Raw genomic sequence first — 22,776 nt, forward strand, 5'->3', positions numbered from 1 at the left:
TTATCCGGACACCGGCGCACAGAGTAGCGTCGAGCCATGTCGACCGAGGTCAGCAACAACACCGCACTGGAACGCTTCGAGATCTACGTCGACGGTGCGATCGCCGGCTACGCCGAATACCAGGACACGGCTTCCGAGCGCGCGTTCGTGCACACCGAGATCTACTCGTCCTACGAGGGCCAGGGCTATGCGCGGCTGTTGGTCGAGACCGCGCTGAACAGCACCCGCGACGACAAGCTCGGCGCGCTGCCCATGTGCCGGACGGTCCACCACTTCATCGAGACCCGCCCCGAATACCTCACGATGGTGCCGCACTGGGCGCGCGACCGGCTGAACCTGCCGCAGTAGGCCCTCAGTAGGCCGCGACGGCGGCGTCGAGCGCCTTCTGCAGATCGGTACGCACCAACCGGGCGATGTCACCGGGCCGGGGCGGCAACTCGAGGATGGGGACCCCGAAGTGGAAGCTGGCCCCCTTGGCGTCCTCCTTCGTCGGCCGCACCGCCGGGTCCCGGCGCGGACCGTAGCTCAGTGCCATCGACACCAGCACGGGCTCGACGCCGAGCTTCATCGCCCGGAAGGCGATGTGCCCGATGCCGCTGCCCACCGCTTGCACGCGGGCCGGGTCCACGTCGTTGCAGGTGCCCTCGGGGAAGACCGCGATGCCGTCGCCGCGGGCCATCCGCTCCGCGCAGACGTCCATCATGCGCTGGCCCGCGGCGTTCACCGCGCGGATGCCGTGGTCCTTGCCGCGGAACACCGGGATGCCGCCCATCATGTCGATCTTGCGCCGCTGATCGGGATCGACGAACAGTTCGTCCTTGGCCAGCACGCGCACCCGGCCGATCACCCGTCGTAGCCCGCTGCGCCACGCGGCCGCGGCCACGGTGTAGGGGTCGCTCTCGGAGAGATGGTTGATCGCGATCAGCAGCGGCCTGTTCTGCCTGATCACCGAGCGGAGCGCGGCGCGCGCGCCCTCCGCGTAGGTGACGCGCGGGTGGTAGCGGCGGCCGAGAACGGCGTAGGCCCCCCATGCCTTCAGGCGGTTCTGGCGATGATCGCGGTAGTAGTCGTACACGGTGTCGCTGTTCTCGAGGCGCACCTCGGGCGGTTCCATGAGCTGGACTCTACGATGTGGCGCCGGTGGCGTGACGGGGCGTCCGCCGTCGGGCCGCCACCCGTGCGGCGAATCCGGAACACAGAAGTCGGCCGCAGAAGGCGCATTGTGGGCGAACAGCTGCGATGATGTCGGAGTGGCACGCGCAGAAGACCCGGACGATCGGAAGACCCGCGGCGGGCACGGTGACCGCAGGCGACGCGAGTTCCGGCACGGCGAGCAGGTGGTTCGTGCCGGGACGCTGCTGGTGTCGTCCACCGAACTGGTCGAACCCACGTTCCGGCGCACCGTCGTCTACATCATCGAGCACAACGAGGCGGGCAGCCTCGGCGTCGTGCTCAACCGCCCGAGCGACACGGCCGTGCACGACGTGCTGCCGCGCTGGACGGACGCGGTCGCGGCGCCACGCACGCTGTTCATCGGCGGCCCGGTGAAACGGGACGCCGCGCTGTGCCTGGGCACCGTACGGGTGGGCGCGCGCATCGAGGGCGTCCCCGGGCTGCGGCGTATCGATGGACGGGTCGTCCTCGTCGACCTGGACGCCGATCCCGAGCGGGTGGCCCCGCTCGTCGAGGGCATCCGGATCTTCGCGGGCTACGCGGGCTGGACCTTCGGGCAGCTCGAGGGCGAACTGGAGAACGACGACTGGATCGTGGTCTCGGCCCTGCCGTCCGACCCGATCAGCACGGGCCGCGCGGACCTGTGGGCGCACGTACTGCGCCGTCAGCCGCTGCCGCTGTCCTTGCTCGCGACACACCCGATTGAACTCGAACGCAACTGAGACCGTGTACTCCTCGAAGGGACCGAAGGAGACACGACATGAGACACGACAACTGAACCGGCGAGAGCATGGGTGACGCATCGGGTGCGCCCACCGACCGGACCCGCAATTCGAGCGGAGAGGTATCCAGTTGTGCGCAAGGTACGCGGCGAGACGGGCCCGCCAGACGACCAGTCCGAATTGATGCGGGCTCTCTACCAGGAACACGCCGCCCCGCTGTGGCGGTACACGCTCGGCTTGGTTCGGGACCGTGGACGGGCAGAGGACATCGTGCAGGAAACATTGCTGCGGGCCTGGCAACGGCCGAATGTCTTGGATCAATCGACCACGTCGGCGCGGGCGTGGCTGTTCACCGTGGCGCGCAATCTCGCCGTGGATGAGCACCGCAGCGCCCGCAGCAGGCGCGAGTTCCGCACCGACAACCCACCCGAACGGGCGGCCCCCGACCACTCCGATCGTGCGCTGGACGGCTGGCTGGTCGCCGATGCCCTCGGCAAGCTCAGCGCCGACCACCGCGAGGTGATCGTGCGGGCCTACTACCGGGGACTGTCCACACATCAGATCGCCGAGGAACTCGACGTTCCGCCGGGCACGGTGAAGTCCCGGATGCACTACGGTATGCGCGCATTGCGCCTGGCACTACAGGAGATGGGGGTGACGAATCAATGACGGACATCACCGACGACTTCAGCACGTGGGACGCCCCGTATGTGCTCGGCTCCCTCACCCGCGAAGAGCGCCTGCAGTACGAGAGCCACCTCGCCGCCTGCCCCGGCTGCCGGGGCGCCGTGGCCGAACTCGCGGGCCTACCGGGCATGCTCGCCCTCGTGGAGACCGATATCGCGCTCGCGATGATCGAGCCGCCCGCGCGAACCGACGAGTCCGCTGCGGTGCCACCTCCCCCGCCCATGCCGACACTCCCACCGCCACCCCGGCTCGCCGACGCGGCCGAGCGGCGCCGTCGCCGCAGCGGGTGGACGTCGGTCGGCATCGCGGTGGCCTCCGCCGCGGCCGCGGTGGCGATCGCCGTCCCGATCGCGATCTCGGTGTCGGGATCGAACGACTCGCAGGAGCCGGGCACCAGCGAACAGGCGTTCGTCGAACGCCAGATGACTCCGCTGGAGCCGACACCGGTCTCGGCGAACTTCAAGCTCGTCCCGGCGGGTGACCGGACACGCGTGGTGATGTCCTGCAGCTATCCACCGGGCGAGCAGCTGCGCTACAGCGCGAATCTCGCGCTCTACGTCACCAGCACCAGCGGCCAGCAGCAGAAACTCGACGAGTGGCCCGCGGGCCCCGGCACCGAGCTGACCATCGACCGGACCATCGAGGGCGCACCCGATCAGGTCCGCTCGGTGGAGATCCGCGCGGCGAACACCGGGAGAGTGCTGCTCACCGGCACGGTCTGATCGATTCGGACGATCCCCTGCGGGGTACTGCCCCGCGGGGGATCGCGGCTAGATGTCCAGGTCCTCGATCTTCGGCCCCCCGGCCACGTCCGCGACCCGCCGGTAGAGCTTGTCGGGCAGCTGCCCCTTCAACTCGTCCAGGGAATCCACCACGACGAAGACGAAATCGCCCCAGTCCTGTTGCCCGACGCCGAGCAGGCGGCGCCAGCTCTTCGGGTCCCGCCAGTCCTTGAGCCAGTTCGCGCCCGCGTCGACGGGATATTCGTCCCAGTTCGAGTATTGGGCGTGCATCACGTACTTGCCCTTGCGGCTGCGATACACCTGGATGTGCTCGATCCGCGTATCGTTGACCTCGTGCCACTCCCCCAGCAGAGTGCCGGAGAAGCGGACTTGGCGCACACCGTCGCGGCCGACCTTGACCACGATCTCGTCGTAGCCCTCCAGCCGACCCTCCTCGAGTTCGATGAACCGGCGCAACGCCGTGACCACCGCACCCGAGAGGTTGCCGCCGACCAACTCTTGCGCACGCTGGAACAGCGGAAGGTCGTCGTCGGCCACATAGATCGTCTTGTTGGGCATACTCCGACTATACGTAGATGTATACGTACACGCAAGGTGTGACTCACCTTCGCCTGAAGCAGCGTTGAACCGTTCGACGGTCCGGCCCGTATCACTCCTGTACGCAGTCGATTCATCGTCAGCGGAAAGGAGCGCCGATGCGGACTCGGGTCGTGGACCATCTGGTGCGAGCGGTGTCGGCGTTGGGTGTTCGGCACATCTTCGGGGTGGACGGCGCCAATATCGAGGACCTGTACGACGCGATCTTCGACGCGCCGGAGTACGTCACGGGGGTGGTCGCCAAACACGAGTTCTCCGCGGCCACCATGGCCGACGGATACGCCCGCAGCACGAGCGGATTCGGGGTTGTCGCGGCGACCTCCGGCGGCGGCGCGATGAACCTCGTCGCCGGACTCGCCGAATCGTTCGCGTCGCGGGTGCCGGTACTCGCACTGGTCGGCCAGCCGCCGACCGCCCTGGAGGGCAACGGCGCGTTCCAGGACACCAGCGGACGCGCCGGGACCATCGATGCGGTCCGCCTCTTCGGCGCGGTCAGCACCTATTGCGCACGGGTGGAATCGGCCGCGGATGTGCCGGACCAGTTGGACCGGGCGATGCGAGCCGCCCGGCACGGTGGTCCTGCGGTACTGCTGCTGCCCAAAGACGTGCAGCAGGCCGAGCTGGGCAACGTCGCCCCGTTTCGGCCGAGCCCGCGGACGCACCGGGCCGACCACGCCGGAATCGCTCGCGTGCGCGCCGCGCTCACCACGGCCCGGCACACCGGCAAGATTGTGATCATCGCGGGTGATCAGGTCGCGCGCGACGACGCGCGCGCCGAGTTGGCCCGCTTGGCCACCGCGCTGGAGGCCGCGGTGGGCGTCGCGCCGGACGCGAAGGACACCTTCGACAACACCGATCCCGCCTTCCGCGGTGTGGCGGGCAGCATGGGTCACCCCGAGCTGACGGCGGCCATTCGCTCCTCGGCCCTGTGCCTGCTGGTCGGCACCCGGTTGCCGGTGCCCGCCCGCGCCGGCTCGGAGACCGCGCTCGCCGAACGCGCGGTCGCGAGCATCGGCGTGGCGCCGCCGTACTTGCCCGCCATCCACGCGACCAGTACCGATCTCGCGCGAACGCTCGCCGAACTCGCCGACGAACTGGACGACGGCAGTACCGGATCCGAACGCGTGCTCGCGGCGCAACCGCTGACTTCCCTGCGCGTGCCCGCCTCCTCTGGTCCCGGTCTGCGCTACCGGGATGTGGTCGAGACGATCGACGCGGTCTTGCCCGAAGGCACCGACGTGTTCGCCGACGCGGGGAACACGGGGGCGGCCGTCGTGCACCATCTGCGGGTCCCACGGGGCGGCCGGTTCGTGGTCGCCCTCGGCATGGGCGGGATGGGTTACGCGTTCGGCGCGGGCATCGGGTCCGCGTTCGCGCGGCACGCGCGAGCGGATGGCGTGCGGCGGACGGTGGTCATCGCCGGTGACGGCTCGTTCTACATGCACGGTATGGAGCTGCACACCGCGATCGAGCACGCGCTGCCGGTTACCTTCGTCGTGCTGAACAACAACGCGCACGCCATGTGCGTGACCAGGGAGCAGCTGTACTACCGGGATCGCTACAGCTTCAACCGATTTCGTCCGGCCTACCTGGGCGCGGGCGTCGCCGCGATGTTCCCCGAGCTGCCCGCGTTCTCGGTGCACACCGTCGGCGATCTCGCCGCGGCGCTGCGACGCTGCCTGGAAACCGAGGGTCCGTCATTCCTTTCGATCGAATGCGACCCCGATGAGATCCCCCCGTTCCTGCCCTTCCTGACCACCGTCGAGCAATCCGGGAAGGCCCGATGACCCACACCCGCCCAACCCGTGCGGGCACCGTGCCTGCGCCCGCCGAGAGGAGCACCCCGTGACCGCGACTTCCCTGCCCGCCCTCAGCGACATCCCGGAGGAGGGTCTGCCGAATGTGGTCCGCGTCGAGAACTTCGACAAGGACGCCGCCACTCCGCTCATCATGGACATGCTGCGATCGGTGTACCCACACGACCAGATCTACGGCGAATACTGTCCGGTGCAGGGCTATATCGCCGCACCGCCGCGAGAGGTGTACGAATACCTCGCCGACACCAGGTCGCTGGAGGAGTGGACCTACAGCATGCGCGGGTTCACCGAGACCGACGAACCCGGACTGTGGCTGGCCTATGACCGGCTGGGCGCCGACACCAAGATCTTCACCCGCACCGTCGCGAACCCCGACGCCATGACCGTCGACTACCACTGCGCCTGGGACCAGTCACGGCACCTGTGGATGATCTACCTGCTGCGCGTGATCGACGCCCGAGTGGTGTTCGACAAGCCGGGTTCGGTTGTCCTGTGGGTCAATTGCAAGCACCCCTTCTACGACGAGAACCCCTACCCGGAGACCGCACCGCCGAAGCGGGAGGTGTGGGTCGGCGATTTCTGGGATCTGTTCTCGGCGGGTCATCAGCTGGAGATGGACAACCTCAAGGCCATCTGCGAGTACCGGGCCACCCACGGCCTGCCCATCAAGCCCGACTGGATGAAGTGAGACGCGCTATGCACCAGAACACCTCCGGCCTCCCCCCGGTCAGCCTCGTCGACGTGTCCTCGTATCTACCCGGCGAGCCGGTCGGCACCGAATACTTCACCCAGTTCGCCCGCTCGGACCGGATGGCCAAGAACGTCATGTTCCGCGCGCCGAAGGGCCGCCACCACATAGCGCGCGACGAGACCGCGGTGGACATGGTCGAGCGCGCCGTCGCACCGCTGATCGAACGCAACGGCGCCGACGCGATCGCCGAGGTCGACGTCCTGCTCACGCACACCCAGCTGCCGGACAATCCGGTGCTCGGCAGCGGCCCCGAGGTGGCCCGGCGGCTCGGCATCCGTCCCTCGTACGTCTACGACCTGCACAACGGCGGGTGCGCGGCGTTCGTGCACATGATGGCGATGGCCCGCATGATCCTGCAAACCACCTCCGCGCGCACGGCGCTGATCGCGGCGAGCCAGAACTGCGCGGGACCGGTGTTCACCCAGACCGAGATCCGTAAGCTGGCCCAGGCTCCGGTGCCCGGCGACGGCTGCGGGGTGGGGCTGCTGCGCAAGGACGACAGCGCTCCGATCCTCGACGTCGAATGCCGCACCTATCCCGAATTCGCGGGAGACATGGAGTTCTCCACCAACGGCGAGCGCAAGTACTGGGAGCCGGGCGAGGGACAGGGGTGCGTCAGCTTCACCGAGTCCAAGGTCACCAAGGTGTTCGCCAGGGGCAACCGGCTGGTTCCGGAAGTCGCCCTCGCGGTGTGCGATCGGCTCGGCGTGCGCGGACGCGACGTCGACACCTTCGTCACCAATCAGCCGAACCGGCTGTTCCTGCGCAACTGGCACGACGCGCTGGAACTTCCGGCGCAGCGGCATCCCGACACCTTCGACTCCTGCGGAAATCTGTTCGCCGCCGGTATCCCGGTGACCCTGGACGTGGAGAACCGGGCGGGACGGCTGGCCAACGGCTCGCTGGTCCTGCTGGCGGGGTTCGCGCACGCGGGCGACTTCGCGGGCGCGGCCGCCGTCCGCTGGGGAGCCGCGCGATGAGCGTGCGCGTCGTCGACGGCACCCGGCCCTCCCGCAGGCACCCCGCGCCCCGGGTGCCGCCCCGTTTCGACCTCACCCTGAGCGAGAACCCGTTCCCGCCGCTGCCTTCGGTGCTGCGGGCGGTGCACATGACACTGGCACAGGCCAACCGATACCCGGAGTTCCTGCCGCATCGGCTGCCGTCGCTGATCGCCCGGCATGTGCACGTGCGGGCGGATCAGGTGGTGGTCGGCTCGGGGGCGACCGGGGTGGCCCTACAGATCCTGCAGGCGCTGACCACGCCGGGCACGGAGATCGTCTACAGCGCGCCGACGTTCGACGGGTATCCGATCATGGCCGAGATGACCGGCCTCGACGCCGTGCCGGTGCCGCTGGACGCGACGGGGAACCAGGATCTGCGCGCGATGCGCCGCGCCATCGGCCGGCGCACCGCACTGGTCGTGGTGTGCCGTCCGCACAATCCCACCGGCACGGTGATCCCGGCGGACGAGCTGAAGGCGTTCCTGTCCGACGTGCCCGCCCGGGTTCCGGTGATTCTCGACGAGGCGTACGTCGAATTCCTCGGCGCGGCCGAGTACGTCGACCCGCTGGCACTGCTCGCTAAGCACCCCAACCTGCTCGTCCTGCGGACTTTCTCGAAGGCGTACGGATTGGCCGGGCTGCGAATCGGATACGCCTTCGGCAACACCGAACTGATCGCGCGGGTGGGCAAGTTGCAACTGCCCTTCGGGCTGAGCGCGGCGGCGGTGGCCGCGGTCGCCGCCTCCTACGCCGCCGAACCCGAACTCGCCGCACGAACCCTCCGCATCACCGAGGAACGAGACGCACTCCGTGCCGCACTGCTGGCTCGCGGATTCGCGATACCGGAAAGCCGCGCCAACTTCCTGTTCGTCCCCGGTCCCGGCACCGTCACCGCCCTCCGTCGCGCGGGGATCGCCGCGAAGCCTTATCCGGACGGCAGCGCTCGGATCGCCGTCGGCGACCCCGCCGCCGATCACGCGGTTCTGGAAGCGCTTCTGCCGCATACTTCGTGACCGTTGAGACGGAAAGAGGTCGGCCCGTGCCGGATCGTCCGTCCGACACGGGCCGTACAGCGCGCCGTCACGCGGTGAGGGCGCGCTGCGGCTCGGCGGCGGTGATGTGACGACGGCGAGACGGGAGCATCGATGTCGGGTGCGAGATGCTCCACGCCGCGCTCTTGCAGATGAACTCCTTGACTCGCGCGGCCGCCCGGCCGGTGAGGGCGGAGGGCTTGGGCTGATCGTCGGGGGTGACCCACTGGATGAGGGCATCGCGGCGGCCGAGGCTGATGCACTGGCCGGTGTAGCCGATCGAATTGCCAGGGATCTTTCGGCCGGTCAGACGCGCGGCGATAGCGTCGGCGGCCTGATAGGCCGAAGGGACACCCGAAGCGCAGGACATGCGCAGCGGCTCGCCGTTCGCCCCAGGGGCGAGCGCGGCGTCGCCGACGGCGTAGACGTCGGGGTGCGAGACCGACCGCATCGTGTCGTCGACGACGATCTGCCCCGTCGCCGACACCCGCAGGGTGGTGGCCGCGGCGATCGGGTGCACGGCGAAACCGGCTGTCCACAGCGTCATTCGGGCCGGGATCGTGCGGCCGTCGACGGTGACGGCGCCGGTCGGCTCGACGCGGGCGATGTCGGTGTGCTCGTGCACGGTGATGCCGAGCCGGTCGAACGCCTTGCGCAGATACTGTTGGGCCTTCGCGCTCAGCCAGTCGCCGAGGCCGCCGCGAGCGACGAGGGCGACCTCGAGATCCGGTCGAGCCTCGGCGATTTCGGTGACGGCTTCGATGCCGGTGAGACCGGCGCCGACGACCAGCACGGTCGCACCCGCGCCCAAGCCTGCCAGACGCTCGCGCACCCGCAGCGCGGACTGCTTGCCCGCGATGTCGTAGGCGTGCTCGGCCACACCGGGCACACCGCAGTCGGAAGCGGCGCTGCCGAGGGCGTAAACGAGCGTGTCGTAGGTGATCTCACGCCGGCCATCAGCGGCATCGATGTCGACCACCTTTCGGTCGACATCGATCGCGGTCACCCGCGCGGGCACGACCCGCACGCCCGTGTCGGCGAAGACATCGGCCAGCGCGCGAGTCTTCAACTCCTGACCTGCGGCGAGCTGGTGCATGCGGACCCGCTCGACGAACTCCGGATCGGCGTTGACGAGATCGATCTCGACATCGGCGGGATGCAGCCGCTTGGCCAGGCGACCAGCGGCGTTGGCTCCGGCGTATCCCGCGCCGAGGACGACGATGCGATGCTTCATGGTCTCACTCCTGTCTGGGTGGTGTTCGCTTCCTGAACCGGACAGCGACGCGAAACCTGACAGACGTGAACTGTGATCTAGGTCACCACCCCGCGAGGAGGGGGTCCGCGTGCTCGGACGCGGCCCAGTGCCGCGTGGCCCGTTCGAGCTTCTCCGGGTTGGCTTGGGTGTGAACGGCCACGATGCCGTCGGTCGTCACCTCCAGGGTGATGACGATGACGACCCGATCGCCGACCACGACCACCAGTGCGGGTACGCCATTGACCACCGCGGCGAACAGGTCGGCACGACCGCCGATCGTCGCCCACTTCTCCTCGGTGGGCTCGAACAGGCGGCGCAGGAACCGCGCCACCCGCAGCGCGCCGGTGATCGGACGCGGCAGAGACGTCACCACGCCACCACCGTCGCCCGCGCTGATCGCGTCGTCGGCCAGCATCCGCACCAGCGAGTCGGTGTTGCCGCTGAGCGCCGCGGCCAGGAATTCCTCGACGACCTTGCGGGCGACGGCCTCATCGGCTTCCACGCGGCTCCGGTCGCTGGTCACGCGCTGTTTGGCGCGCCGGTAGATCTGATAGCAGTTGGACTCGGTGATATCGAGGATTTCGGCGATCTCGTTGTGCGCGTAGCCGAATGCCTCGCGGAGCACATACACCACGCGTTCATTGGCCGACAGCCGTTCCATCAGGGTGAGCATCGCGATCGACACCGATTCGCGCTGCTCGACGGTCTCGGCCGGGCCGAGCATGCGGTCCCCGGCAAAGATCGGCTCGGGCAGCCACTGGCCTACATATGCCTCTCGCCGTACCCGTGCCGAAGCGAGCTGGTTGAGGCAGATATTGGTGAGCACCTTGGTCAGCCACGCCTCGGGCGTCTCGACGAACGCGCGGTCGGCGGCGTGCCAGCGCATGAACGTATCCTGCACCGCGTCCTCGGCATCGCTCGCCGAACCCAGCAGGCGATACGCGATCGCCTCCAGTCGCGGCCGGCAGTTCTCGAATACCTCGACCTCAGGCGCAACAGCCGACATGGCTCGAAACTAACCGCCGCCGTCGGCTTCCGCCAACCGCTACACCCGCCACCCCAGAACAGACGTCGACGAGCTACCCAGCCGGTACAGACGATGTCCGGGCGGGCGCCCTTGGAGTAGTCGAGCGGAAGTGATTCGATCGAGGGATGTGGCGCGCATTCGAGGCCAACGCGGCGCCTGCGCACGGGACCGCCAGCCGGGTCCTGTTCCGGTTCGCCGTGGGACGACGGGCGTTCATCCTGCGCCAGACGATCATCGAACCCGGCGGCTCCAGCGGGTGGCATTATCACGACGGGACGCTGTTCGTCCTCGTGGCGCGGGGGACGCTCGATCACCCGGGCGCGGACTGCGCGCCGGTCACCTATCGGCGGTGGCGAGTCTTCCGCGAACCGAGCGGGCCGCGCTACCCGCACGTCGCCCGCAATATCGGGACCGAGCCGGTGCTGCTGTGCGTGCTGTACATCACTCCGGTCGGAAGCCCGCTGTCGCGCAGCGTGGCGCCGCCGGAGTGTGCGGAGTAAGCGGCCTCGGGCCCGTCACCGCGTCGAGCGGGCGCCTTCGGGCCAGGCCCTGCGGTCGTCAGGATGACGATCCGCCCGACGGCGAATCGGGCGCGTGCCTGAGCGCGGCTGCCCTCAGTTCGCGGGCTGGCAGGCGTCGCGGAGTGAACACGCGCCGCAGGAGCTGCCGCAACCGCTGGTCTCGGGGGGCGGAGCGATGGCGTCGGCGGCCTGTGCGGCGGCATTCGCGCCCGCGCCGAGGGTGAACAGCGCGACCACGGCGGTGCAGGCCGCGATCACCAGCGCCACGAATCCGCCGGCGACCAGCGCGACGAGACCGCCGGCGAACAGCAGCGCCCCGGCCGCGATCGAGGTGGGTGCGGCGACCCGGTTGGCGACGCGGAACGTCTCGCCGGTGGACAACGCGGCCTCGGTGTGCACCCCGAAGAAACGATTGCGGGGCAACCGGCCGGTCAGCCCGAGTGCGCCGGTGGTGACGGCTACGACAGCCAGCGCGAACAGGACGAGAGCGACGACGAACACCCATGCAGGCTAGCGCATCGGTGCCGCCCCGCCGATGACGGGCGGTGCGACCGGGAACACGTCGCAAAGTCCAGGCCAGCCCGATTTTCGGTCCAGCGGAGGTGACGTTCTACCCTGATAGACGAAGTTTGTCGGGGATCGGCGACCACAAGAAGGCAGGACCGTGCAAGACACACGCGCAACCGAAAGCGATGTACCAGAGCATCGGTACAACGCGGAGCTTGCCGGCCGCATCGAACGCCGGTGGCAGCGGACGTGGGACGAACGCGGAACCTTCCATGCGCCGAACCCGGTGGGGCCGCTGGCGGGCCCGACGCCGCAGGACAAGCTGTTCGTGCAGGACATGTTCCCCTACCCCTCGGGCGCGGGTCTGCACGTCGGACATCCGCTGGGTTATATCGCCACCGATGTCTTCGCCCGCTACCACCGCATGCACGGCCGCAACGTGCTGCACGCCCTCGGCTACGACGCCTTCGGCCTGCCCGCCGAGCAGTACGCGGTGCAGACCGGCGCGCACCCGCGCGACACCACCGAGTCGAACATCGCCACGATGCAGCGCCAGCTGGACCGGCTGGGACTCGGCCACGACCGCCGCCGCTCCTTCGCGACCACCGACCCGGAGTACTACCGCTGGACCCAGTGGATCTTCCTGCGCATCTACAACGCGTGGTACGACCAGGAGGCCGATCGCGCCCGCCCGATCGCTGAACTGGAGGCCCAGTTCGCCTCCGGTGCGCGGGCGGTCCCGGACGGGAAGGACTGGGCCGCGCTGAGTCCCGCGGAACGCGGCACGCTGCTGGACTCCTACCGCTTGGTCTACCAGACGGATTCGATGGTCAACTGGTGCCCGGGTCTGGGCACCGTGCTGTCCAACGAAGAGGTCACCGCCGAAGGCCGCAGTGAGCGCGGGAACTTCCCGGTGTTCCGGAAGCGGCTGTGGCAGTGGATGATGCGCATCACCGCCTACGCCGACCGGCTGGTCGACGACCTCGACCGGCTGGACTGGCCGGAGAACGTCAAGGCCATGCAGCGCAACTGGATCGGGCGTTCGCGCGGCGCGCAGGTGAGGTTCGACGCCGACGGCGAGCAGATCGAGGTTTTCACCACCCGGCCCGACACCCTGTTCGGCGCGACGTACGTCGTGCTGGCGCCCGAACACGAGCTGGTGGACAAGCTGACCGCGGCCGCGTGGCCCGCCGACGTCGATTCCCGCTGGACCAACGGCGGCGCCGCGTCCCCGGCGGACGCCGTCGCGGCCTACCGCGAGTCGATCGCGGCCAAATCGGATCTGGAGCGTCAGGAGAACAAGGAGAAGACCGGCGTCTTCCTGGGCAACTACGCCGTCAACCCGGTCAACGGCGCACCCGTGCCGATCTTCATCGCCGACTACGTGCTCAGCGGATACGGCACCGGCGCGATCATGGCGGTACCGGGGCACGATCAGCGCGACTGGGATTTCGCCACCGCGCTCGGGTTGCCGATCAAAGAGGTCATCTCCGGCGGCGACATCACCGTCTCGGCCCACTCCGGTGAGGGCGAGCTGGTGAATTCCGGCTACCTGGACGGGCTGTCGGTCGAAGACGCCAAGGCCACGGTGATCGCCCGGCTGGAGTCCGACGGCCACGGCACCGGCACCATCCAGTACAAGTTGCGCGACTGGCTGTTCGCCCGGCAGCGCTACTGGGGCGAGCCGTTCCCGATCGTCTACGACGAGCAAGGCGCACCGCACGCGCTGCCGGAATCCATGCTGCCGGTGCGGCTGCCGGAGCTCGACGACTTCGCGCCGGTGACTTTCGACCCGGATGACGCGACGTCCGAACCGTCGCCGCCGCTGGCGAAGGCCACCGACTGGGTGCATGTCGAACTGGACTTGGGCGATGGGCCCAGGAAATACCGGCGTGACACCAACGTCATGCCGAACTGGGCGGGCAGCTCGTGGTACCAGCTGCGCTACGCCGATCCGACGAACACCGAGGCGTTCTGCGCCCGGGAGAACGAGGCGTACTGGCTCGGCCCCCGCGCCGAGGTCGGCGGGCCTGCCGATCCGGGCGGCGTGGACCTGTACGTCGGCGGCGTCGAGCACGCGGTGCTGCACCTGCTGTACGCGCGGTTCTGGCAGAAGGTGCTGTTCGACCTGGGCGATGTCAGCAGCTCGGAGCCCTACCGGCGACTGTTCAACCAGGGCTACATCCAGGCGCACGCCTACACCGACGAGCGCGGCGCGTACGTGCCCGCCGCCGAGGTGGTCGAACGCGACGGCCGGTTCTTCTGGACCGACGCCACCGGCACCGAGATCAGGGTGTTCCAGGAGTACGGCAAGATCGGCAAGTCGCTGAAGAACGCCATCTCCCCGGACGAGATGTGCGATCTGTACGGCGCCGACACCTTCCGCTTCTACGAGATGGCCATGGGTCCGCTGGACACCTCGCGGCCGTGGGCCACCAAAGACGTCGTCGGCGCGCACCGGTTCCTGCAACGGGCCTGGCGCCTGGTGGTGAACGAGGAGTCCGGCGCGCTGCGGGTCACCGACGCCGAGCCGACCGGCGAGACGCTGCGCCTGCTGCACAAGACGATCGCGGGCGTGGACGAGGATTTCGCCGCGCTGCGCGACAACACGGCGGGCGCCAAGCTGATCGAGCTGACCAACCACCTGACCAAGAGTTACCCGGCCGGCGCGCCGCGCTCGGTGGTGGAGCCGCTGGTGCTGATGCTGGCGCCGCTGGCCCCGCACGTCGCCGAGGAGCTGTGGGAGCGCTTGGGCCACACCACGTCCCTGGCGCACGGTCCCTTCCCGGTCGCCGATCCCGCCCTGCTGGTCGAGGAGTCGGTGGAGTACCCGATTCAGGTGAACGGCAAGGTGCGCAGCCGGATTCAGGTGGCGGCCGACGCGGACAACGCGGCGATCGAGGCGGCCGCGCTGGCCGACGAGAAGATCGCCCAGCTGCTCGACGGCGCGGCGCCGCGCAAGCTGATCGTGGTGCCCGGACGCTTGGTGAACATCGTCGCCTGACGGTGGTCAGCGCGGCCGGAGCAGCACGCCGTCGAGCGTGACCAAAGAAAGGTCGCGCTCGATGACGACGTCTACCCGCTGCCCGCTGCCCGTAGCACGGCGGGACGGCGGGACGGCGGGCGAGCTTGGGCCACGGCGTGCCCGAGCAGGCCTCGACGACGACGAGGACGTCATCGCCGTCCTGCTGCCCGACGACTTGGTGCCGCCCCGCGGTTGCGCGGCGGCGTGCCCGATGACGATCGTCTGCGGCTGGATATACGCCGGCCGCTGCTGCCGGGACGCCGCCGAGGCGCCGTCGATCAGTAGGGCCGGAGCACGACCTCGGTCGGGTGCGCGTCGCGCGGAGTGTCGATGGCGGAACGCACCGTGTACGCCACCGTCTCGGGGGTGAGGAAATCTTCGGCCCGGTACTCGCGCCCCTCGCCCGCGATGATCTCTCGCTGCATGTCGGTGTCGATGCGCCCCGGGTGGATCGAGGTCACCCGCAGTTCCGGCTCCTCCTGCCGCAACGCGTCACCGAACGCGCGCAGGCCGAACTTGCTCGCCGCGTAGGAGGCCCAGCCCGGGTTGGCGCGCAGCCCCGCACCCGAGTTGATCAGCACCACGTGCCCCTTGCCCGCCCGCAGCACGGGCAGCAGCAGCCGGGTGAGCTCGGCGACGGCGATGAGGTTGGCCTCCAACGTGTTTCGCCACTGTTCGACGGTGGACCCGGCGATCGTGCCGAGATCGGCGATGCCCGCGTTGTGCACCAGTACGTTCAGGCTCCGGATGGGCGCGACCGCGTCGGCGAGGGCGGCGTAGTCGGTCAGCTCGACCGGCCAGCCCTGCGCGGCGGGCAGCTCCGCCAGGATGCCGCGCAGCGAATCCGCCGACCGGGCGCCCAGCAGCAGGTCGTGCGTGGGTGCGAGTTCGCGGGCGATCGCGGCGCCCAGGCCGCGGCTGGCGCCGGTGATCAACGCGGTCGGTTTCGCGGGCGCGGCGGAAGTCATGGGCCCCACCGTAACCGGCCAGGGGAAGAAGGCGTAGAAACGCGTAGCACTGGACGAACGACTAGCGCTGCACACTGAATCGAGGCGACAATCTCGAGCAGCGAATCACGGACGGGGCATGCGAAAGTGAGAACCGCCGAACACGAACCGGCCACGGGCCCAGGGGCCGGGGACGAAACGGACACCGCTGAGCGGGCATATCTGCGGGTGACATCGCAGAATAGGGGGATGGCACATCCGGGCTTCACCCCCACCCAGCTCGCGGCCCGCGCTGCCTACCTGCTGCGCGGCAACGATCTGGGCACGATGACCAGCGCGGCGCCACGCCTGTACCCGCACATGTGGAGCTGGGACGCGGCATTCGTCGCGGTCGGCCTCGCGCCGCTGAGCGTGGAGCGGGCGGTGATCGAGCTGGACACCCTGCTCTCGGCGCAGTGGAAGAACGGCATGATCCCGCACATCGTCTTCGCCAACGGCGTGGACGGCTATTTTCCCGGCCCGGCCCGCTGGGAGTGCCGCAAACTGGCGGCCAACGCGCCGGACGACCTGGACACCTCCGGGATCACCCAACCGCCCGTGCACGCCATCGCGGTGCAGCGGATCCTGGATCATTCGCGCAGGCACGGCCGCAGTACCAGGTCGGTGGCCGAGGAGTTCCTCAACCGGCGCTGGCCCGATCTGGTGCGCTGGCACCGCTGGCTGGCGCACGCCCGCGATCCCAAGGAGACCGGCCGCATCACCCTGTATCACGGCTGGGAGTCCGGGATGGACAACTCGCCGCGCTGGGATCGCGCCTACGAGCACGTGGTCCCCGGCGACCTGCCGCCCTACCGCCGCGAGGACGTGCTGGTGGTGTCCGATCCGACCCAGCGGCCCACCGACCGCGAGTACGACCGCTACCTGTGGCTGGTGGAGCAGATGCGCCGCGCGGGCTACGACGACTACCAGCTCGCCTCGACCATGAGCTTCGCGGTCGAGGACGTTTTCGTCACCGGGATCTTCGCGCTGGCCTGCGAGGTGCTGGCCAATATCGGCGAGGAGTACAAGCAGCCGCACGCCGACGTCCGCGATCTCTACGCCTGGGCCGACCGTTTCCGCGCGGGCGTCGTCGCGACAGCCGATGCCCGCACCGGCGCGGCCCGCGATTTCGACGTGCGATTGCAGCGGTGGATCAACACCGAGACGCTCTCGATGTTCGCGCCGCTGCTGTGTGGCGGCCTCCCCCGCGATACCGAGCGCAGCTTGCTGCGCGTGTTCGAGGGTCCGCGCTTCTGCGGCCACCCGGATCTGCGCTACGCGCTGCCGCCATCGACCTCGCCGGTGTCCAAGGATTTCCGTTCCCGCGAGTATTGGCGCGGCCCGGTGTGGCCGGTGATGAGCTGGCTGTTCTCCTGGGTCTTCGCCAGGCGCGGCTGGGCCGAGCGCTCGTTAATGTTGCGCGCCGAGGGCTTGCGGCAGGCCAGCGACGGCAGCTTCGCCGAGTACTACGAACCGTTCACCGGGGAACCGCTCGGCAGCATGCAGCAGTCGTGGACGGCGGCGTCGGTCCTGGATTGGCTGGGGTGAAGGCCACAGAACTGTTCTGACACCCCATTCGTCACACTGGTAACAGTCAGAGCGAATGGCTATCGTCGTGCGACATGGGTATCTGGAGGTCGACCACTCGCCGCGGCACGGCGCTGTCGCTGCTCGCACTGTCCGGCATCCTCGTCGCCACGCTCCCCGCGACCGCGGCGCCGACCGGCCCGGATGTCTCCTCGTGGCAGCACACCGGCGGTAGCCCGATCGACTGGTTCGCGGTCAGACGCGCCGGCCACAACTTCGCCATGGTCAAGGCCACCGAGGGGCTCAGCTACATCAACCCGTACTTCGTGCCCGACAGTCTGCTGATGCGCGCGGCCGGAATGGCTCGGGGCACCTACCACTACGCCCGCCCCAACCTGCCGCCCGAACCGCAGGCCGCGCTGTACGCGGCGGTGGTGCTCGGACAGAACGGGCCGCTCGACCTGCCGCCCGTGCTGGACTTGGAGGACTCCGGCGGTCTCGGCCCGGCGGCTTTGATCGATTGGACCCGCCGCTACCTGAACACCGTGGAAACGCTCACCGGCCGCGTCCCCATCGTCTACACCTATCCCAACTTCTGGCGTACCGCGATGGCCGACACCGCCGAGTTCGCCGACTACCCGCTGTGGATCGCCGACTATCGCGGCAACGCCCAACCCGAGGTGCCCGGCGGCTGGTCCACCTGGACGTTTTGGCAGACCACCGACAGCGGCGCCATCCCCGGCATCGCGGGCCGCGTCGACCTCAACGTCTACAGCGGAGCCCAGGGTGATTTCGCCGGCTACGCCAACATCAGCGGCACCGGCAGTAGCTGAGAGCGGAGCCGCTACCCGCCCAGTCGGGTAGCGGCTCCACCCGTGGGGAGAGCCGCGGATGGTGGTCGGCCGTGGTCGCAGGGGGCCGGTGGCCGCGGCTGTGGTCTCAGGCGCCGATGCGGCCGCCTGCCTTCTTCCAGACCGCCACGACCGAGGGGCGAGGCTGGGAGGTTCCGCCGTCGGGCCAATGCGACAACGGGTTGTCGGGCGTGGCGTCATCGGACTCGCCGGGGTGCTGCACGCACACCATCACCCGCGCCTCGCCGACCACCGGGCCGCAGGTTTCCGCGCCGCGCGGGACGGTCAGGAACTGTTTGGTCTGACCGCGATTCGGCCCGTCGAGCACCACGGCGAACAAGCCGTCGTTCGACTTCATGGCGTTGCCGTCGGTGGCGACCCACAGGTTGCCGTACGGGTCGAACGCCAGGTTGTCCGGGCAGGAGATCGGACTGACCTTCGACTTGTCGTAACCGGCGAAGTAGGTGTCCGCCGCCGTGGGATCGCCGCAGACCAGCAGCAGCGACCAGGTGAAATCGGTGCCGGTGTGGTTGTCGTCGATCTCCAGGATCTGGCCGTTCTTGTTGAGCTTGCGCGGGTTCGCCTCGTCCGGCCCCTGCTTGCCCTCCGCACCGCGGTTGTCGTTGTTGGTCAGCGCCACGTACACCTTGCCGGTGTACGGGTTGGCCTCGAAGTCCTCCGGGCGGTCCATCTTGGTGGCGCCCACCTTGTCGGCGGCCAGGCGGGTGAACACCGCCACCTCTTCCGCGCTCATGCCATCGACCAGCGACTTGCCCTTGCCGTCCGCGCCGGTTTCCAGCAGCGGGATCCACTTGCCGGTGCCGGTGAAGCCCTTGTCCGACGGCTCGGCGCCGGTGCCGTCGATCTTGTCCGGGTGGTCACCGGTGAGCTTTGCGACGTACAGCGTGCCCGCGTCCAGAATGGTCACGTTGTGCCGCATGCTGGCCGCACCGGTGCCCGGCTGGATCTTGCGCGAGGACACGAACTTGTACATGTACTCGAACTTCTCGTCGTCACCGGTGTAGGAGACGACGTCGCCGTTCTTCGTGACGTAGATGGTGGCGGCCTCGTGCTTCACCCGGCCCATCGCGGTGTGCTTGATCGGCGTCGAGTTCGGATCCCATGGGTCGACCTCGACGACGTACCCGAATCGGTTGGCCTCGTTGGGTTCCTGCGCCAGATCGAAGCGCTTGTCCGCGCGCTCCCACAGATTGGCGGTCTTGCCCGCGGCGAAACCGTAGCGCTTCAGCCGCGCGGCGGCGGCGGGCTCGGTCACCTTGTCCGCGTTGGCGAAGTAGCCGTGGAAGTTCTCCTCGCCCGACAGCACGGTGCCCCACGGGGTCAGGCCGCCGGAGCAGTTGGCGAACGTGCCGAACACCTTGGTGCCGGTCGGATCGGCCGAAGTCTTCACGAAGTCGCTGCCCGCGGCGGGACCGGTCAGCTTGAACTCGGTGGTCGCGGTGATCCTGCGGTTGTATCTGCCGAAGGCGGGAACCAGCTTGCCCGAACCGGATTCGCCGCGCACCTCGACCACGGTCAGTCCGTGGGCGGCCATGGTGACCGCGATCTGCTCGTCGGTCGGCGCGTCCTTGTTGTAGCCACGGAACATGTGCGGGCTGGTGGTGTACTCGTGGTTGACCACGAGCAGGTAGCCGTTGGCCTGGCCCTCGATCGGCAGCAGAGCGGCGAAGTCGTTGTTGTAGCCGAACTGCTCGGCCTGCGCGGCGGCGGTCTGCTTGTCGAAGTCGAAGGCGGGCGCGTCGGGGAACAGCGGATCGCCCCAGCGGATCACGACGGACTGCTCGTAGCCGTCCGGGATCACCACGGCGTCTTCCTTGTTCGGCGCCACGGCGGTGAAGTCGACACCGGTACCCGGCGGGCCCGCGGGCGAGGTCGACGCCACTGATGCGGGCTCGCTGTCGTCACCGCAGGCCGCGAGGACGCTGCCCGCGCCGACCGCGAGCACGGCGGCCGCACCGCCCTTGATCAGCCCGCGCCGGTTCAGCGAGCTGACGATGTCACCGAAGTAGGCGCCCGCGGAGGTGTTCGGCGCCTCGTGGAAGCACGCGTTCGCGCACTTGTATGCACAGGTCACGGCGGCGCGCGACGATTGGCCGTCGTGCTGAACGAAAAGGGCGAGTGGCTGAAGACTCACGGTGACTCCTGGGTTGGGCCGATGGCCGCACGGTAGACCATGCGGACAATCCGGAAGGGACGACAAAGTGAACAGCCGCCCAATTAGGTATCCCTGAGATTGCGCGACCGCCAGACCTGGGAACAACGAATGCCGCGCCGACTCGATGATCTCGAATCGACGCGGCATTCGTGTCCGCGAGCGGTTGCCTCGTTCCCGTCCGGCCCGGCGCGAAGTTCGTCCGGCTCGCCCATCAGGCGTTGACCGGCAGGGCGATGACGACCTCGCTCTCGTTCTCGGGCAGGTAGTGCGCCCGCAGGATGCGCCCCACCTGCACGTGGGCGACGCTGGCGGGTGCGAGGAACTTCGTCACCCGGGTGGTGAAGCTCGACCCGTCCGGCCGGGTGACCACCAGGCCGAGCTCGACCTCGGAGTGACCGTCGCGGATCGCGCCGGTGACCGACAGCGACTGCACCACCGCCTGGGTGGCGATGCCACGCTCGGCGATGTCGAGCTTGTGCCGCGTGGTGACGCCCTTGCGGATCAGGGATTCGTTCATGGCCCGCTGCGCGGCGGACGCGTCGCCGGACAGGTCCACCTCGACCTTGTCGGTCCGGCCGGGCAGGTAGCGCACCGGCAGCACCACACCGGCGCGCAGCAGCGCCAGCTCGGTGAACGGCACGATCATCTTCGCGGAGGAATGGAAGGTCTTGCCGTCCGCGCCTTCGACGCTGAACTCGACGTGGACCTGCGGTTGGTCGTTGACGGTGACGCCGGTCTGCCGCACCGAACGGACGGTGCCGAGGCCGGTGAGCCCGTCGCGGAACTCCGCGCTGTTGCGGCCGGTCAGCGCGCTCATGATGCCTTCGCCGGTGAACGCGAAGACCATGGGGACCAGGGTGAGCGCGATGATCGGCAGCGCCATCTCGAAGCCGAGCCAGCCCATTCCGGAGGGCTCCCATTCGCTGGTGGGGACGTAGGTGACGGCGTGGTAGACGTAGTAGCCGATCGCGGCGGCGGCGAGGGCGAGGGCGATCAGACGGATCTTCTTCATGACATTTCCTTTGCGTGTGCGAGGTTTCGGGGTTCGCCGCGCCCCGTCATCCCGGCGGGTCGGCCGGGATGACGGGGGCGGATCGGGGACATGCGGCGATCAGGCGCCGACGATGGACGAGCAGGCGAAGGTGATGTCGAACTTCGAGGTCTTCGGCCCGGCCAGCGGGTTGGTCAGGTCGGGGGCGCCGACGCCCTCGCCGGTGACCTTGTAGGTGTTGCCGTCCTTCACGACCGTGGCGGAGCCGCCCGGCATGCCGTTGCCGAAGCCCACCGCGTAGGGCAGGCCGTTGTCGCCGCCCTTGCTGCCCGCGATCCCGACCGCCTGCACGGTGTTCGCGTCGGTGATGGTCGCGCTCACCGAGAGGTTGCCGTAAGCGGAGTTCTCCGTGTCGGTCAGCGCCAGCGCCAGGGTGCCGCCCTGCTTCGCGCAGGTGGTGGTGAACTTGGCGTCGAAGGCCTTGCCGTCGACCGAGGCGACCGACTTACCCGCCGGGGCGGGCTGGGCCGAGGACGGCGCGGGCGCGGCCGGGGAGCTGCCCTTGCTGTCACCGCATCCGGTGAGAACCGCGACGGCGGCGGTGGCGGCGAAAGCGGCGGCGGCGATGCGGAGCGAAGTGGCGTTCATGGTCTGTATCCTTGTCGTTCGAGGGCCGGGGCCCCTGGTCCTGTTCTCCGGCCCCCTGTGGGGCCGTTGAGTAAAAGGTAGGAACGATTCGCGCCCTACCGATCCCAGGTTTTCCGCATTTGCGCAGGTAGAAGACGTGCGCCTCAACGCGATCGGGACCGGCTGCGGTTCTCGAACGCAACGACACCTGCCGTTCGCAGGCCGCATCGGAATGCAGAAGACCGGTCCGCTTACACCGGCCGACCGCAGTTCACTCGACAGACACAACGAAAACGGCCCGGTCCCTGTCCCTTCGAGGACAGCGGACCGGGCCGCAGTGGTCGCTTACTGCTACGGGCGGTTGAACTCGCCGTCGTTCACACCAGCGGTGAACGCATCCCACTCACCGGGAGTGAACACCAGTGCGGGGCCGGTCGAATTCTTCGAGTCGCGGACGCCGACCATGCCGCCTTCGAGGTGCGCCACCTCGACACAATCCTTTGAGCCGCTACGGGTGCTCTTGAACCACACCGCGCCGGAAAGATCAACGCTCACTGTTCATACTCCTTTGCAACCTGAAGGACGAGGTTCTGGCTAGCGGCCTTGTCCAGTGCCAGGCGGTCCAGCTCGGCGGAGGCTTGACGGTACTGCCGCACCTCATCTGGTTTCTCAAGGTACAGGTCGCCGAGGAAGCCCTGGATGTAGACCACCGGAGGCATGGTCAGATCTGCGGTGGAGTGACGCGGGAACTCCAGCAAAAC

The 22,776-nt window shown here is 68.9% G+C and carries 23 protein-coding genes; 12 read left to right on the forward strand and 11 right to left on the reverse strand.

The genetic code is table 11. The features are described 5' to 3' along the window. Positions 1–36: 36 nt before the first annotated feature. Entirely contained in the window at positions 37–348 is a 312-nt protein-coding gene (locus ABZ803_RS10930) for a GNAT family N-acetyltransferase (RefSeq protein ID WP_040871100.1), read from the forward strand. 4 nt (positions 349–352) lie between these two features. Here ABZ803_RS10930 and ABZ803_RS10935 read toward each other — a convergent pair whose 3' ends face one another. Next, positions 353–1,114: a 1-acyl-sn-glycerol-3-phosphate acyltransferase gene (locus ABZ803_RS10935; RefSeq protein ID WP_357035241.1), complete on the reverse strand. Its 762-nt coding sequence runs from the start codon at positions 1,112–1,114 to the stop codon at positions 353–355. 136 nt (positions 1,115–1,250) lie between these two features. Between ABZ803_RS10935 and ABZ803_RS10940 the strand changes: the two genes are divergently transcribed. The 3 genes from ABZ803_RS10940 (at position 1,251) to ABZ803_RS10950 (ending at position 3,304) form a co-directional block, all read left to right on the forward strand. Beyond that, positions 1,251–1,895, forward strand: coding sequence for a YqgE/AlgH family protein (locus tag ABZ803_RS10940; RefSeq protein WP_040871103.1), 645 nt, complete (start codon positions 1,251–1,253; stop codon positions 1,893–1,895). A 183-nt stretch (positions 1,896–2,078) separates the two neighbouring features. Further along, positions 2,079–2,564 (forward strand): sigma-70 family RNA polymerase sigma factor, encoded by a 486-nt coding sequence (locus tag ABZ803_RS10945; RefSeq protein WP_357035453.1) that lies wholly within the window; start codon positions 2,079–2,081, stop codon positions 2,562–2,564. Next, positions 2,561–3,304 (forward strand): zf-HC2 domain-containing protein, encoded by a 744-nt coding sequence (locus tag ABZ803_RS10950; RefSeq protein ID WP_357035244.1) that lies wholly within the window; start codon positions 2,561–2,563, stop codon positions 3,302–3,304. The genes ABZ803_RS10945 and ABZ803_RS10950 overlap by 4 nt, the downstream gene beginning before the upstream one ends. Positions 3,305–3,352: 48 nt before the next feature. Here ABZ803_RS10950 and ABZ803_RS10955 read toward each other — a convergent pair whose 3' ends face one another. After that, a complete protein-coding gene (locus tag ABZ803_RS10955; protein WP_062973098.1) occupies positions 3,353–3,883 on the reverse strand; it encodes an EXLDI protein in 531 nt (176 codons plus the stop codon). 137 nt (positions 3,884–4,020) lie between these two features. Between ABZ803_RS10955 and ABZ803_RS10960 the strand changes: the two genes are divergently transcribed. The 4 genes from ABZ803_RS10960 to ABZ803_RS10975 are packed head-to-tail and all read left to right on the forward strand — an operon-like array spanning position 4,021 to position 8,504. After that, positions 4,021–5,709, forward strand: coding sequence for a thiamine pyrophosphate-binding protein (locus ABZ803_RS10960; protein ID WP_357035247.1), 1,689 nt, complete (start codon positions 4,021–4,023; stop codon positions 5,707–5,709). A gap of 58 nt (positions 5,710–5,767) precedes the next feature. Then, the gene (locus ABZ803_RS10965; protein WP_357035250.1) at positions 5,768–6,427 is read left to right on the forward strand and encodes an SRPBCC family protein; all 660 of its coding nucleotides are present in this window, start codon (positions 5,768–5,770) and stop codon (positions 6,425–6,427) included. An 8-nt stretch (positions 6,428–6,435) separates the two neighbouring features. Then, positions 6,436–7,470: a 3-oxoacyl-[acyl-carrier-protein] synthase III C-terminal domain-containing protein gene (locus ABZ803_RS10970; protein ID WP_357035253.1), complete on the forward strand. Its 1,035-nt coding sequence runs from the start codon at positions 6,436–6,438 to the stop codon at positions 7,468–7,470. Then, positions 7,467–8,504, forward strand: coding sequence for an aminotransferase class I/II-fold pyridoxal phosphate-dependent enzyme (locus ABZ803_RS10975; RefSeq protein WP_357035256.1), 1,038 nt, complete (start codon positions 7,467–7,469; stop codon positions 8,502–8,504). The genes ABZ803_RS10970 and ABZ803_RS10975 overlap by 4 nt, the downstream gene beginning before the upstream one ends. Before the next feature lie 67 nt (positions 8,505–8,571). Here ABZ803_RS10975 and ABZ803_RS10980 read toward each other — a convergent pair whose 3' ends face one another. Next, a complete protein-coding gene (locus tag ABZ803_RS10980; RefSeq protein WP_357035259.1) occupies positions 8,572–9,756 on the reverse strand; it encodes an FAD-dependent oxidoreductase in 1,185 nt (394 codons plus the stop codon). An 82-nt stretch (positions 9,757–9,838) separates the two neighbouring features. Next, a complete protein-coding gene (locus ABZ803_RS10985; RefSeq protein ID WP_357035262.1) occupies positions 9,839–10,783 on the reverse strand; it encodes an RNA polymerase sigma-70 factor in 945 nt (314 codons plus the stop codon). A gap of 146 nt (positions 10,784–10,929) precedes the next feature. Between ABZ803_RS10985 and ABZ803_RS10990 the strand changes: the two genes are divergently transcribed. Then, positions 10,930–11,304, forward strand: a complete 375-nt coding sequence (locus ABZ803_RS10990) for a cupin domain-containing protein (protein WP_357035265.1) — start codon at positions 10,930–10,932, stop codon at positions 11,302–11,304. Positions 11,305–11,418: 114 nt separating this feature from the next. Here ABZ803_RS10990 and ABZ803_RS10995 read toward each other — a convergent pair whose 3' ends face one another. Next, complete coding sequence (locus ABZ803_RS10995; protein WP_357035268.1) at positions 11,419–11,826, reverse strand: SdpI family protein; 408 nt, start codon at positions 11,824–11,826, stop codon at positions 11,419–11,421. A 163-nt stretch (positions 11,827–11,989) separates the two neighbouring features. Here ABZ803_RS10995 and leuS point away from each other — a divergent pair, with 163 nt between their 5' ends. Beyond that, positions 11,990–14,836 carry a leucine--tRNA ligase gene (leuS, locus tag ABZ803_RS11000; RefSeq protein WP_357035271.1) on the forward strand — a complete coding sequence of 949 codons (2,847 nt, stop codon included), beginning with the start codon at positions 11,990–11,992 and terminating at the stop codon, positions 14,834–14,836. A 299-nt stretch (positions 14,837–15,135) separates the two neighbouring features. On the opposite strand, the gene ABZ803_RS11005 is transcribed toward leuS, so the two are convergent. Further along, complete coding sequence (locus ABZ803_RS11005; RefSeq protein WP_357035274.1) at positions 15,136–15,825, reverse strand: SDR family oxidoreductase; 690 nt, start codon at positions 15,823–15,825, stop codon at positions 15,136–15,138. A 228-nt stretch (positions 15,826–16,053) separates the two neighbouring features. Here ABZ803_RS11005 and ABZ803_RS11010 point away from each other — a divergent pair, with 228 nt between their 5' ends. Both ABZ803_RS11010 and ABZ803_RS11015 read left to right on the forward strand, forming a co-directional pair. Next, positions 16,054–17,391 (forward strand): glycogen debranching protein, encoded by a 1,338-nt coding sequence (locus ABZ803_RS11010; protein WP_357035277.1) that lies wholly within the window; start codon positions 16,054–16,056, stop codon positions 17,389–17,391. A gap of 74 nt (positions 17,392–17,465) precedes the next feature. Then, positions 17,466–18,203 (forward strand): glycoside hydrolase family 25 protein, encoded by a 738-nt coding sequence (locus tag ABZ803_RS11015; protein WP_357035280.1) that lies wholly within the window; start codon positions 17,466–17,468, stop codon positions 18,201–18,203. Between the two features lie 106 nt (positions 18,204–18,309). Here the strand turns inward: ABZ803_RS11015 and ABZ803_RS11020 are convergent, their stop codons facing one another. From ABZ803_RS11020 to ABZ803_RS11040, 5 genes are all read right to left on the reverse strand, one after another. Then, the gene (locus ABZ803_RS11020) at positions 18,310–20,376 is read right to left on the reverse strand and encodes a PhoX family phosphatase (RefSeq protein ID WP_357035283.1); all 2,067 of its coding nucleotides are present in this window, start codon (positions 20,374–20,376) and stop codon (positions 18,310–18,312) included. 232 nt (positions 20,377–20,608) lie between these two features. Beyond that, positions 20,609–21,409 carry a hypothetical protein gene (locus ABZ803_RS11025; RefSeq protein WP_357035286.1) on the reverse strand — a complete coding sequence of 267 codons (801 nt, stop codon included), beginning with the start codon at positions 21,407–21,409 and terminating at the stop codon, positions 20,609–20,611. A gap of 99 nt (positions 21,410–21,508) precedes the next feature. Beyond that, complete coding sequence (locus ABZ803_RS11030; RefSeq protein WP_357035289.1) at positions 21,509–22,036, reverse strand: lipoprotein LpqH; 528 nt, start codon at positions 22,034–22,036, stop codon at positions 21,509–21,511. 330 nt (positions 22,037–22,366) lie between these two features. Next, entirely contained in the window at positions 22,367–22,570 is a 204-nt protein-coding gene (locus tag ABZ803_RS11035) for a DUF397 domain-containing protein (protein WP_062975745.1), read from the reverse strand. After that, a partial coding sequence (locus tag ABZ803_RS11040) for a Scr1 family TA system antitoxin-like transcriptional regulator (protein WP_357035293.1) occupies positions 22,567–22,776 on the reverse strand: 210 nt, incomplete at its 5' end. The genes ABZ803_RS11035 and ABZ803_RS11040, both read right to left, overlap by 4 nt.

This window comes from Nocardia sp. NPDC047648 (assembly GCF_040642815.1).
Classification (GTDB): Bacteria; Actinomycetota; Actinomycetes; order Mycobacteriales; family Mycobacteriaceae; genus Nocardia; species Nocardia gamkensis.